9 protein-coding genes are annotated in these 13,206 nt (G+C 56.6%); 1 reads left to right on the top strand and 8 read right to left on the bottom strand.

From position 1 onward, the window contains the following. Positions 1-4 precede the first annotated feature (4 nt). The 8 genes from purH to AL01_RS04175 form a co-directional block, all read right to left on the bottom strand. On the bottom strand, positions 5-1,594 hold the full coding sequence (gene purH, locus AL01_RS04210; protein WP_077396202.1) for a bifunctional phosphoribosylaminoimidazolecarboxamide formyltransferase/IMP cyclohydrolase: 1,590 nt from the start codon (positions 1,592-1,594) through the stop codon (positions 5-7). 87 nt (positions 1,595-1,681) lie between these two features. Further along, complete coding sequence (locus AL01_RS04205) at positions 1,682-3,214, bottom strand: efflux transporter outer membrane subunit (RefSeq protein ID WP_241502697.1); 1,533 nt, start codon at positions 3,212-3,214, stop codon at positions 1,682-1,684. Continuing rightward, positions 3,211-4,377, bottom strand: a complete 1,167-nt coding sequence (locus AL01_RS04200) for an HlyD family secretion protein (protein WP_077396342.1) — start codon at positions 4,375-4,377, stop codon at positions 3,211-3,213. Before AL01_RS04200 ends, AL01_RS04205 begins: the two co-directional genes overlap by 4 nt. A gap of 50 nt (positions 4,378-4,427) precedes the next feature. Further along, entirely contained in the window at positions 4,428-6,047 is a 1,620-nt protein-coding gene (locus AL01_RS04195; protein ID WP_241502696.1) for an MFS transporter, read from the bottom strand. Positions 6,048-6,290: 243 nt separating this feature from the next. Next, positions 6,291-6,911 carry a bifunctional 4-hydroxy-2-oxoglutarate aldolase/2-dehydro-3-deoxy-phosphogluconate aldolase gene (gene eda / locus AL01_RS04190; protein ID WP_077396200.1) on the bottom strand — a complete coding sequence of 207 codons (621 nt, stop codon included), beginning with the start codon at positions 6,909-6,911 and terminating at the stop codon, positions 6,291-6,293. Then, positions 6,908-8,776, bottom strand: a complete 1,869-nt coding sequence (edd, locus tag AL01_RS04185) for a phosphogluconate dehydratase (RefSeq protein ID WP_077396199.1) — start codon at positions 8,774-8,776, stop codon at positions 6,908-6,910. The genes eda and edd overlap by 4 nt, the downstream gene beginning before the upstream one ends. A 329-nt stretch (positions 8,777-9,105) precedes the next feature. Next, entirely contained in the window at positions 9,106-11,049 is a 1,944-nt protein-coding gene (locus AL01_RS04180; protein WP_077396198.1) for a transglycosylase SLT domain-containing protein, read from the bottom strand. Positions 11,050-11,295: 246 nt separating this feature from the next. Beyond that, on the bottom strand, positions 11,296-12,102 hold the full coding sequence (locus AL01_RS04175; RefSeq protein WP_077396197.1) for a uracil-DNA glycosylase: 807 nt from the start codon (positions 12,100-12,102) through the stop codon (positions 11,296-11,298). Between the two features lie 183 nt (positions 12,103-12,285). Here AL01_RS04175 and AL01_RS04170 point away from each other — a divergent pair, with 183 nt between their 5' ends. Beyond that, complete coding sequence (locus tag AL01_RS04170; RefSeq protein WP_077396196.1) at positions 12,286-13,182, top strand: 4-(cytidine 5'-diphospho)-2-C-methyl-D-erythritol kinase; 897 nt, start codon at positions 12,286-12,288, stop codon at positions 13,180-13,182. Positions 13,183-13,206: the final 24 nt, after the last annotated feature.

Raw genomic sequence — 13,206 nt, 5'->3', positions numbered from 1 at the left:
AACCTCAATGTCTGAAGTGGCGCATCCCCGTAAAGACCATAGCAATACCCGCAGCATCTGCAGCGTCAATCACTTCCTGATCCCGGATGGACCCACCGGGCTGAATGACGGCTGTAGCCCCTGCTGCAACCACGCTCTCCAACCCATCGGCAAAGGGGAAGAAAGCATCAGAGGCAGCAACGGATCCCTTGGTCAAAGCCTCGGACTCCCCAGCTGCATGAGCGGCATCTTCGCTCTTGCGGGCGGCAATCCGTGCACTGTCCACACGAGACATCTGCCCGGCACCAATGCCCACCGTAGCCTGATTCTTCACATAGATCACGGCGTTCGATTTCACATGTTTGGCAACACGGAAGGAGAACAGAAGGTCTGCCATTTCCTGCGCTGTCGGCTTACGCTTCGTCACAACCTTCAGCATATCTTCCGTGACATGCCCGTTATCCCGGCTCTGGGCAAGGAATCCGCCAGAAACAGAACGGAAGGACAGACCCGGTGCCTGTGCATCTGGCACGCCGCCTGTCAGCAGCAGGCGCAGATTCTTCTTTTTGGCCAGAATAGCCTTCGCCCCTTCATCAGCATCAGGAGCCACAATCACCTCGGTGAAGATCGCACTGATCTGCTCAGCCGTGGCTTCATCCAGCTTACGGTTCAGGGCCACAATGCCACCAAAGGCGGAGACCGGGTCACAGCGCAGAGCGGCCTTCCATGCCTCAACCAGCGTAGCGGCGGAGGCTACACCGCACGGGTTGGCGTGCTTGACGATCACCACCGTTGGCTCGTCAAATTCGGCCACGGCTTCAAAGGCGGCATCTGTATCATTCAGGTTGTTGTAGCTCAGGGCCTTACCCTGAATCTGCTTTGCAGTCGCCAAACCGGGCCGTGTGCTGCCATCCCGATAGAAAGCTGCTGCCTGATGGGGGTTCTCACCATAGCGCAGCAGCTCATCACGCTGGCCGGACAGTGTAAGGACGGGCGGCAGAGCAACCTTGCCTTCTTCACTACCTTGACGAGTAAACCAAGCGGAGATCATCCCGTCATAGGCTGCCGTATGGGTGTAGGCCGCAGCTGCCCACTCCCGGCGTTCTGCCAGTGTCGTTCCACCCTGCTCCAGAGCGGCAAGAAAACCTGCATACTGAGCAGGGCTTGTCAGAATAGCAACAGACGCAAAATTCTTGGCTGCAGCCCGCACCATAGCCGGGCCACCAATATCAATATTCTCTACGCACTGCTCTGCATCCGCACCAGAAGCCACAGTGGCAGCAAAGGGGTAGAGATTGACACAAACCAGATCAATCGGAGCAATGCCATGCTCCTGCATCTGCGCCTTATGCTCTGCCTTGTCCCGCCGGCCAAGGATGCCACCATGAATCCATGGCACCAATGTTTTAACCCGACCATCCAGAATCTCAGGGAAGCCTGTATGCTCGGAGACCTCCTTTACCGGCAGGCCAGCCTCACGCAATGTGCGGGCGGAACCACCAGTGGAAAGGATCTCAACATTCTGGGCCACAAGGGCACGAGCCAGATCAACCAGCCCTGTCTTGTCGGAAACGGACAGAAGGGCACGACGGGGAGAAAAGCGTGTATCAGTCATGTTTGTGGCATATCCCCGGCCTTCCCGCTGTGCAAGACAGATTCATGTAAACAGACCGCAAAAAGCCACTTTCTCACCATCTGTGCCTTATCGGGCTGCGTTCTCTTCCTTTTCATCCTTAGCATCAGCGGCCATGCGCTGTTCGGTAGCGGCAAGCACGGGCTGCCACCCCCCGCCCAAAGCACGATACAGGCTAACGGCGGCCAGCGTTGTTTCCATCCGCAGATCCGCCAACGTTACCTGACTAGAAAGCAGCATGGATTCCGCCCTATCCACCTCCAAAAAGGGGACAGCCCCATCCGCATATTGCAGACGGGCGGCGTTATAGGCCTTACGATTCTGCTGCACTAACTCCGTAACATGCTGATAACGGAGTTGAATCTGAGCTAACCGCGTGATGGCATCATCTACATCCCGCCATGCATTCAGGACCGTCTGACGATAAGCCAAAGCCGCTTCCTGCTGCTCGGCTTTCTTCAAAGCTAATGTGCCCCGCAGGCGTCCACCTTCAAAGATCGGTACATTCACAGTCGGGCCGAGGGTGAAATATTTGGCCGCAGGCATGAAGAAGTCTCCTGCCGAGAGGCTCTGCGTCCCTAAATTACCCGCTAGGTTAATATCTGGATAAAACGCCGCCTTTGCAGCCCCAACTTCGGCCGTAGCCGCATGGAGGCGGGCATCCGCCACCATAATATCCGGCCTCCGCTGTGCCAGACTAGAAGGCACATCCACCCCCACCGAAACAGGTACGTCCAGCTGGGGCCGAACTGGCATCAGCTCTTCCTCCAGCGCACGAGGTGGAAGGTCCAGCATAACACCCATCGTATTAATCAAGGCGGCCTGCATGTCCCGCAGCGCTGGCAGGGCACTGTCTGTCTGTTCCACCTGCCCACGGGCCTGTGCCACTTCCAGATCATTCGCCGCACCTTCTTTCTGGCGGGCCAGAACGAGGGCCAGATCATGCCGTACAAGGGCCTGATGCCGCTCTGTCAGGCCTATCTGTGCTTGGACTGCCCGCAGGCGTAGATAGGCTTCCACAAAATCGGCAAGACGGGCCAGCGCAATACCCTGAGCATAAGCCTGCTGCTCTTCCACATGGGCCTTGCCGGCTTCTACAAGGCGACGAATACGGCCAAAAACGTCTAAATCCCACGAGACAGAGCCAATATTGGCATATTGCTCATATTGCAGATTAGAACCCGGTGCTGGCTGGGCCAGTGTCAGAAAACCTTTCCGGCTCTGTTGTGTCCATGTGTATGACCCGGCCCAATTCAGGCTTGGCACACCCTCTGCGGCCACAACCTTCAACTGCCCACGAGCCTGAAGAACACGGGTGGCCGCCTGCCGGATATCCAGATTCTCCCGTGAGAGCCGCTCAATCAGCCGGTTCAGAACCGGGTCATGCCATTGCTGCCACCAGCTAACATCCACCGTGGCAGGGCTTGTAAAACCACGGCTCCGCTTTTCCCGTGCATCTGCCGCCTTCTGCCACGCCGCAGGCTGATCAGCTTCCTTCGGCGTGTGATAATCCGGCCCCATCCGCACACAGCCACCGAGAGCTAACAGAGCCAGCCCCACTGTTGCCTTCCAATACCGGACCGACAGACCCTGCATACTCATTTATCCGTCACCGCCCGGTCTGTCCGTGTCTGCGCCCTAACCACAGAACTCAACCCCGTTTCCACAGTCGTCTCAACAGAGAAGCCCATCCGCAGCAAACGGGCCAGAGGCTGCCCCGGAACCAGCGTAATCTTGACGGGTAACCGTTGGACAATCTTAGTAAAGTTACCTGTAGCATTCTCCGGTGCCAAAGGCGCAAAAGCTGCACCAGAGGCCGGTGGCACACTATCCACAACGCCATCAAGGTCGATATCATAGGCATCCACATGGATGCGGGCCTTCTGACCGGGGCGCATGTTCTGGAGGGCAAGCTCCCGGTAATTCGCCTCAATCCAGAGCTGATCCATCGGCACGAGAACCATTAAAGCCGCCCCATCGGGTACATAATTACCACTCTGGACGGTACGTTCCCCCACCATACCATCAAAAGGGGCACGGATAGCTGTATAAGACAAGTTCAGCTCAGCCTGATGCACCCGTGCCCGATCAACATCCACCTGACGGCGGCTTGAATCCTGCCGAGCTTCCAGCACACGCAGCTGCGCCTCGGCGGCATCTCTTTGGGCTTCCGCCGCCTGAAGAGAGGCTGTCAGATCATCCAGATTGGCACGGGTCCGCTCGCCCTCCTCCCGGCTTCCTGCACCATTGAGAGCCAAATGGGCATAACGATTAGCATTCTGTTTGGCAAAAAGAAGCTGAGCGGAAAGCTGAGCCACCCGAGCCTTTGCTTCAGCAATAATAGCGGGCTGACGGGCCACACTAGCGGCAGCATCCATCACGAGAGCACGATCATGCGCTTCTACCGCACGGGCTTGATCCAAAGTCGTCTGATAATCCCGAGGGTCAAGCTGCACCAGAACATCCCCAGCATGGACGGTTTGGTTATCATCCACTGCAACGGAAATGACCTGACCGGGCACACGCGGCGCAATGACACTGTAATGCGCTGTCACATAGGCATCGTTCGTCCAGACCTGTGCAGCGGGAATAAAAACGATGGCCAACACACTGACAATGAAAACACCAATAATTCCTCCAGCCAGCAGGAAAGGCCAGCGTCGCCGCCTCTCTCTGGCCAGTGCATCTCCATCAGCCGGAACATCCTTTGTGACACTAGCCTGCGGACGAGCATCCCCGGCCCTTTTGTCTGCTTTCTGTGTCATCCCTGTTTCTCCCGCTTTGTTATGGCCTGCATCCTGCGCCTGCTTTTCCCTCATGTCCTGATGGTTTCCTTGTAATGAGCCACCGGATGATCAGGAGATTTCGTTGCTCCACGAGGCGCAAAAACAACCCACGGCGGGTAGGTCCGCACCGGGACGAGCAGAATGAAGACCATCAACACCGCCAACAGAGCCGCCAAAACGCAAAACAGGTCCGACAGAGTCAGCACGGCTGCCTGATGATGAAACTGCTCTTTGAGGTAACTCATGCTACCCCGAAAGCGAGGGCGTCCATCCGGCAAAAGCGGGGTCGGACTCTGAATAAGCGGACTACTGCCTTGCACTAGGGAATAACGATACTGCCCTAGATGGTCCGCCAACCTATCTGAATGGAGGCCACCCCGCCACCGGCCTACCAGCTCCATCAGCCATGTGCCACCAACCATCATGAAGGCCCGAGGCATATTCACCAGAGCCACAGCAAAGGGAGATTCTTCTGCTACCACGGCATTAGTGGACATCAGCAACAAGGAGGACAGTACCATCACCCCGCCAATACCCTGAAGAAACTGCCAGATGTAAAATTCCGGCCGCTGCCATACGGAGGTAACCAGTGAATCCCCACAACAGGCAATAAACATGCAGAGCATGCCGAAAAATCCGACAATCCGGCAATCCACGTCCCGCCGGTTGAGCAGATAACCTACCAGTGGGGCTATAGCGATCTCCACAGCGGCGACTTCCAGCGTTACGAGATAGCTCTGCTCGGGCCGGTATCCCACAACCTTGGTGAGAAACTGCAACGGCACAGCGGATGCCGAGAGAGACACCACCACGAACAGGCTGATCCCCCCAACTCCGTAGATATAATTATTCCGGCTAAGAAGCTGAAACCGGAAGAAAGGCAAAGGATGCGTCCATTCATTCCAGACCAACAATGGGACAGCCGCCAGCCCGATAGCCCCCAACACGCAGACCAACGGTGAATTAAACCAATCCAGCCAGTCCCCAAGAGAAAGAACGGTCGTCAAACACCAAGCTGCCACGGCGAAAAACAGCAGACCATACCCGTTGAAAATCTGAAGCCGGTGATGCTGTGGCTCCATAATGGGCATGCCATACCAAATGAGCAGCCCTGCCAGTGCTCCCAGCGGAATGGCTTGGAGGAAAATAAACTGCCAGCTAAGCAGGTCCGTCCACAATCCAGCAAGCATTGTACCAAGATAGGGGAAACATGTGGAAACCAACGTATAGGCCACCAGCCCATAAGCCCGCAGATTAAAAGGTAATATCTTAAGGATAGAGAACATCAACAGCGGAATGGCAAAGCCACCGGCCAGCCCCTGCATGCTCCGCAGAATGTAAAGCAAAAGCGGCGTCTGACAAAACGCCATAGGCACAATACTGCATACAGCCAATGTCAGCACAAAAAAGGCCCAGCGTCGCAAGCTGAAGGTTATGGCCATCCACGGGGAAAGCCCGGCCCCGATCACCTGTGCCGATGTGTAAAGACTGACAAACCAGCGAGACGGATCGTGGCTAAGCCCCATACCGCCCATGATGTCATTAAGCCCCTGCGCCGATACCTGTTCGTTCAGTGTCGTCATGATGGCCGTCAGCAACACGCCCGACAGGCCGATAATTGACGTCATATGAGCACGAACAGTTTGCAACAGTTTCTCCTGACTGAATGGTCAAGCAAGACTGTATCAGGGAACTGAAACAGGTTTAACTAAAAGATCACATTCTTATGATTATTCGACCAGTCTGTTACATGGATACAACAGCCCATTCTTTCACCCATACTGCCCCGGATAAACGCTTAAAAAAATAGCGGGACACACAGCCACGCTGCATGTCCCGCCATCTTCGAGATGAGAAGGCAAAAACCTTCCCATCACATCAAACGCTCGCTCTTAGCGCAAGCCCAGAGCCTTCGTACGCTTGGCAACTTCCTCAGGGGAAGCATCGCCGGCGGTCAGCCAAGAACCACCGACACAGCCAACAGTCGGCAGAGCCAGCCAGTCCTTATAGGTAGCTTCGGTGATGCCACCTGTCGGACAGAAGCGCACGCCAAGGTTACCGAACACGGCAGACAGCCCCTTAAGAGCCGGGATGCCGCCATTCGTCATGGCCGGGAAGAACTTGAAGCGACGAAGCCCCAGGTCCAGACCCATCATGATATCGCTAGCATTGGCTGTACCGGGCAGGAAAGGAACGTCACGCTCCAGCGCACCCTTAGCCAGAGCCGGCGTAATGCCAGGGCTGACGATGAACTTTGCGCCGGCCTTCATGGCCTTGTCCATCTGTTCGGTGTTCAGCACCGTACCGGCACCGACCAGCGCACCCTCCACTTTGGACATCTCAGAGATGACATCCAGAGCAGCCGGTGTACGCAGTGTCACTTCCAGAGTGGAGATACCACCAGCGACCAGAGCCTCGGCGATCGGACGGGCCTTAGCCACATCCTCAACAACCAGAACAGGCATAATCGGGCTGCGGTCCATCACCGCATCCAGTCTCTCGATGTAGCTCATACCTCGGTTCCTTTCTCAACATCATCACCGATTTCTTCAAGTTCACGATCCATCATGAACAACATCGGTGAAGCACCCTCCTCAGCGGACGGAGCCGCCTCACGCATGAGGGCGAAAAGTTCACGCCCCGTACCGGCTGTTGCACGGTGCGGCTTGGTCGGCGTGCGGGCTGCCCATTCTTTTTCATCCACCAGAGCTTCCAGCTTACCGGTGCGGGCACAGACACGGATGACATCGCCATCACGCACCTTGGCAAGCGGACCGCCCACCTGTGCTTCCGGCCCCACATGCACCACCGCCGGGACCTTACCGCTGGCACCGGAGAGACGGCCATCTGTCACCAGTGCGATCTTGAAGCCCTGATCCAGCTCAACACCGAGGGACGGGATCAGATTGTGCAGCTCTGGCATCCCATTGCCACGAGGGCCCTGGCCGATAACGATAACCACAACATCACGATGCAGCTCGCCAGCCTTCTGAGCTTCCTTCACAGCGGTTTGGGACTGGAAGACACGAGCCGGTGCTTCGATGGTCAGCAGATTATCTGCCACGGCACTGGACTTGTACACGCCACGGCCCAGATTGCCCTGAAGCAGCTGGATACCACCAACCGGATGGAACGGCTCTTTTGCACCACGCAGGATTTCCAGATCACTGGACGGCTTGGCAGGGGTATAAACGACGTTCTTGTCGTTACCCATCAGGGCACGCTTAGCGTAGTCATCCAGACCGTTCTCAGAAATGGTCGGTGCATCACGATGCAGCAGACCAGCACCAGCCAGCTCGGAGATGACTGTTGGCAGGCCACCAACTTCATTGAACTTGTTCACATCAGACGGACCGCTCGGATAGACCTTGCAGAGTGTCGGCACAACGGCGGACAGCTCAGAGAAGTCTTCCCAGTTCACGATGATACCAGCGGCGCGAGCCACGGCCGGAATGTGAATGGTGTGGTTTGTGGACCCACCTGTTGCCATCAGACCAACAATCGCATTGACGATGGCCTTCTCGTTGACAACCTCAGCCATCGGGCGAGGGTTTTTACCCTTGTTGCTGATCTCGACCAGACGATGCACGCTAGCGCGTGTCATAGCCTGACGCAGCGGGGTATCAACCGGGATGAAGGAGGAGTCCGGCATCATCAGCCCAAGGAACTCTGCCATCATCTGGTTAGTGTTAGCCGTACCGTAGAAGGTACAGGTCCCTTCGCTGTGATAAGAGGCCATTTCGGCCTTCATCAGCTCATCTTTGCCAATCTTGCCCTGCACATAGAGCTGACGGACACGGACCTTCTCCTTATTCGGCAGGCCGGATGTCATCGGGCCAGACGGGATCAACATACCCGGCAGGTGACCGAAGCGCAGCGCACCCATCAGCAGGCCCGGCACGATCTTATCGCAGATACCAAGCAGGGCGACACCGTCATACATGGCATGGCTAAGGCCAACAGCCGTGGACTGGGCAATCACATCACGAGAGAACAGGGAGAGATCCATCCCTTCCTGCCCCTGCGTGACACCATCACACATGGCCGGAGCCCCACCAGCGACCTGAGCTGTGGCACCAACCTCGCGTGCAAAGACCTTCATTTGCTCTGGATAACGGCCATAAGGCTCGTGTGCAGAGAGCATATCGTTATAGGTCGTAATAATCCCCAGATTGGGGCGCTGCTCAAACACCAGCTCCTGCTTATCGGCAGCGCTGGAAGCAGCAACGGCGTGAGCCAGATTGCCACAGGTCAGCCGGGACCTATCTGCACCTTTTTCACGATTACGCTCCATAAGAGTGAGGTAACGACGGCGGGACGTCTTGGACCGCTCAATAATTCTGGACGTTACACTCTCAACAACGGAATTCAGAGACATTGAAGCACTCGCTGTTCGGCTGGACACCCCACAGACAGACGGATAATTCCCCCTGAGAGACACGGCATCATATTATCATCCGCTCGCTTTCCATTTCTAACAGGGAAAGCATGCACTGCCTTTTGTAAGGAAAGACGCCTCCACGGGCAAGCGGGCCACCTATGCACATCTTAGCCATCACCATCTCACCCACGGCAGGGCCCTGCTATAAAACACCTTAATTTTTGAGAGTTTCCCAAGAAAAAACCCAGCTGAAGCCTCATGCTGCCATGCATGAAACTCCAGTCTGGGCTTTGTGAAACGAACCCCTCAACATGGCAGAGCGGAACTCAGCTGGGCGAGTCACGCCCTTGCTCCTCCTCCTGGAAGCTCGGCCACTGCCCATCCGCCAGAGAGACAAGAGAAGGTGTAGCCACATGGAGGCGGCGGCCATACACCCAATCATTCGTCAGAACATTGCGGACATATTGTCGTGTTTCCGCACTCGGCAAACACTCAATGAACATCAGAGGGTCCTGAAGGTCCTTCTGCCCGCTTTCCCACCGGATGATCGCCTGCGGTCCCGCATTGTAGGACGCCAGAACCTTCAACAACGAGGCCCCATCACGCTGCTCACTCTGGGCAAGACTGCGAGCCAGATAAAGCATGTAAAGCTGGCCAACCTCCAAATTGTAACCCGGCTCTCTTAAACGCTGCTGCATGGCCTGATTGAAGTCATCGCTAGAGGCCGCTGCCACTGTCTGCGGTAGATGGTACTGCTCACTCACGAAGCTGGCCGTTGTCGGTCGTACCTGCATCATTCCATAAGCCCCAGCGGCAGATGATGCAGCGGCATCAAAGTTAGATTCCATCCGAGCCACCGCATACACCAGAGCCGAAGAGAGGCGGAAGCCATGATGTGGATGGAGGTCTGGCAGAGGCCCCAGAACATCCTTGAAGCCTTTATGATCCAGCCTAGCCAATGCCTGCTGCATCTGGTCGGCCAAGGCACGCATCCCCGCCTTTCTGACAACAAGCTGAAGAGAATGTGCCCGGACAGGGTCCATCAACGCATCCTGCCACATCTGCCGGGCCAGCATTTCGGCCCGTCCCTGCTCCCCGATCTGAATCAGTGCGAAAAGGTGCGCCCCCTCGCCCATGGCGGCAACAACGTTAATATCAACTTCACTCAGGGTCGCTTGCTTGACCCCTGCCCGCCCGATTGTAGAGAGGACACCAGAAGCAGCAACCGCAGCCTGCGACTTATCCGAATGAAGCAAACGCCCAGCTAGCAGGCCATAAAAACTTTCACTCTGCACGGAGGCCCGGCGCAACCACGTATGGTATAAAGCCGCATTACCGTGCCGCTCTGCGACGCGACCAGCCCAGAAGGACGCTGCTGCCTGTATGTCACCATCCGTTTGCTCGGCATTAGCAGCAGTCTCAAACAGGCTATAGGCGGCATCAAGCTGCCCCTCCCGCCATGCAGCCAGACCAGCCGCATAGGCAGGAAGACCGACCCGATGCTCCCCTTTCTCCAGTCCAGCAGACCCGACACGCAGTGCCGTCCGTGTATCCCCCTGACTGAGAGCCTGCATAGCAATCTCACCATGCAGCTGCGCCGCATAAGTGGAGGACATACCCGGCACAGTACGCAGCTGAACAAGTGCCTTATGAACACCCTTCTCACCTGAGGACGCCTTGTCCAGCAGGTCACGCTCCAACAATCCGTTGCGTGTCAGCGTCTGAGAAAAGGGCACAGCCCGGTCGGAGTGCTGGATATCAGCAACATCCCAGTACCCGGGGGAGACGGTCATATTTGGGGCCGATGCCCCTTTGCGCAGCTCTTCCAGCTTCTGCCTCAGCAAAGGCGCATCGGGAAGAGCGGAATAACGGCGAAGCCAATCTGTAAGCTGAGCCTCGGACGGGTGAAAATATATGCTCAGATAACATTCTGCCAGATAGTCTGGCAAAAGGAGCTGCCCTGCCGCACTCTTCGTTTCCGAACCGTGGGCAAGCTCTCCAATCCGAGCAATATCCCCGGCACGAACTGCCGCAAAGAGTGCCTTATAGTGTCTGGCTACAGGAGCCGACAACGGATGTGGCAGGGAACCCCCCGCTATGGAAGAAGGTGGTGCATCGTGGCCCTCACCGTCTGGATGCTCCGGCACATGGGACGGAAAAGGAAGAGCCTGCCCCTGCGCCGGAAAAACAGTGTTTCCCGCCAGAATGGCAGCACCGAGAACGGCACCACGCCACACTGCGGGAGACCCACATGGCAATATCCATCGCATAATGCTGGGGGGAGTAACCCGGTTTTACGTTTCTGACAACCCTTGACGTTCAGGCAAATAATTCCAGCGTGCCTTTTACAGTAACCGCTCCCTAGTGAAGAATCCAGAATATTCTTTTGATTTTACACGCTGTTAGCCTTTTTTTTACACTCAACCACCAACGGGATTAAAAAACCGTCAATTTTATCTCCGCCGTATCTCTCGTACCCTCTTTCCAGAGTCTCTTACTAGGCACGACTCGGTAATTTACTCCTTCTCTGTAGACAGAGTCTCTCCCAGAAGGAGCATATCCCCCCACAGTGCCTTCCGGCGGCCAACATTCTCACCCAACTGAGCCGGGTGCCAAAGAGGCAGGAGAGGAACAGGCCCTTCCAGCCCCGGAATATGCGCCTCATGCCAACGACCCCGCAGCTGACTAAGGCGAGATGTTTTCTGCAACAACATAAAAGCAGATGTACTGCCCATTGTGACAATCCGCCTAGGCCGAGCCAAAGCCACCGCCCTGTGCAAGATAGGCAAGCAGGATTCCACATCACGCTGTGAAACACGCTGCCCCCCCGGTGGCCGCCACGGAATAGCTGGGGCCATGGAAAGCTGCGCCCTATCTAACCCCACGGACGACAAAATTTTGTCCAGCAAAGCCCCTACAGGACCGGCAAACAAAGTCCCGTGCCGGTCCTCATCTTCATTTGGGACATCCCCAACCAGCAAGAGCGGCGCACCCTGCACAATGACCGGTGCTAGATGGTGCTTGGCTGTCCGCATCAGACTGACCCCGGGAAGCTGCCGACTGGCCTGCATCAGGGCAGACGCATCCTGAGCAGCCGCAATCTCCGCCAGCACTTCTTTCAGCCCTTTTACGATACGCCGGGGCGTGACAGGTCGCTGTACGGGGGCTACAGGCGAACGAGCAAGGCCCCGCCTAAACTGGACAGGGCTTTCTTCCCAAACATCCCACGGCATATCTTCCATAAGACCATCAATCCCCCATTCCTGATGCAGGCGAAGGGCAGCGAGGGCGTCCTGAGTGGAACAGACTGGGAAAGATGCCATAGTGAACAGGGACTCGTCTCTAACGGTTCCAAGGGAAAAGAGACGGCTACCGCCCCCTCATGGTCTTTGACCTCCCAATTTGTTACATAGCCTTATCAGAAATGAACACCCCTCCCCCGGACACGAAGGCAGGACAGACCGGTCCGCCCACCCCGTCCGCCTCTTTCTGCAAGGATGCCCTGCATGGTGCTGCATCAGGATATGGCTCACGCCAAGATCAATCTGTACCTTCACGTCACTGGCCGTCGTGAAGATGGATACCACCTACTGGACAGTCTGGCCGTCTTCGCCGGAGCGGGCGATCGCCTTTACCTTTCCCCCGCCACACAGGGCCACGAGGAACATCTTACGGTGCAAGGTCCTTTCTCGGAGGGGTTGGAGGCCAATGGTGACAATCTCGTCTTAAAAGCCGCCCGAGGCCTGCGTCAGGCTCAGAGAGATACCGGTGACACATTCCCGGCCGCCTCCCTGCTGCTCGAAAAACACCTACCCATTGCTTCTGGCATTGGTGGTGGTTCGGCTGATGCCGCCTGTGCTCTACGGCTCCTAACCCGTTTCTGGCAGCTGCCGTCAGAAACGGCCCTCCGTGTTGCTCCTACTCTTGGAGCGGATGTTCCGGTCTGTCTGGTACAAAAGGCCACACGCATGGAGGGTATTGGCGAAATCCTGACAGCAGCCCCACCTCTACCCACAATGGGCATGATACTAGTCAACCCGGGTGTTAGCGTCTCAACACCCAGTATTTTCAAACGGCTGGCAGCAACAGGAGGCATCAAAACCCGTGGACCGCTTAGCCTCCCCAAAGAAGGCTGGCCTACGCTGGATGCTCTCATCACCTTTCTGAAACAAACCGACAATGACCTCCAGCCCCACGCCATTGCTCAGGAGCCTGTTATAGCCACAGTTCTGGAGCATCTGGCAGCCCTACCGGGTGTGCGGTTCAGCCGTATGAGCGGTTCTGGTGCCACCTGTTTTGCTCTATTCGATAGTGCAGACTGTGCCCTGCAGGCTGCGAAGCACCTTACAGAACAAAACGCCGCCCGGACATGGTGGCACTGGGCTGGCCCTGTCCTACCCTGACCTCACCCGCACTGACCGCCACAA

The organism is Bombella intestini, assembly GCF_002003665.1.
GTDB lineage: Bacteria > Pseudomonadota > Alphaproteobacteria > Acetobacterales > Acetobacteraceae > Bombella > Bombella intestini.
Note: the sequence above shows the minus strand (reverse complement) of the source record. Positions and strands in the feature narration are given on the sequence as shown.

Coding starts and splice junctions, on each gene's coding strand:
- AL01_RS04180 (WP_077396198.1), bottom strand. CDS start 11,049: ATGCGATGGATATTGCCATGTGGGTCTCCCGCAGTGTGGCGTGGTGCC.
- edd (WP_077396199.1), bottom strand. CDS start 8,776: ATGTCTCTGAATTCCGTTGTTGAGAGTGTAACGTCCAGAATTATTGAG.
- AL01_RS04170 (WP_077396196.1), top strand. CDS start 12,286: ATGGTGCTGCATCAGGATATGGCTCACGCCAAGATCAATCTGTACCTT.
- AL01_RS04175 (WP_077396197.1), bottom strand. CDS start 12,102: ATGGCATCTTTCCCAGTCTGTTCCACTCAGGACGCCCTCGCTGCCCTT.
- AL01_RS04200 (WP_077396342.1), bottom strand. CDS start 4,377: ATGACACAGAAAGCAGACAAAAGGGCCGGGGATGCTCGTCCGCAGGCT.
- purH (WP_077396202.1), bottom strand. CDS start 1,594: ATGACTGATACACGCTTTTCTCCCCGTCGTGCCCTTCTGTCCGTTTCC.
- eda (WP_077396200.1), bottom strand. CDS start 6,911: ATGAGCTACATCGAGAGACTGGATGCGGTGATGGACCGCAGCCCGATT.
- AL01_RS04205 (WP_241502697.1), bottom strand. CDS start 3,214: ATGAGTATGCAGGGTCTGTCGGTCCGGTATTGGAAGGCAACAGTGGGG.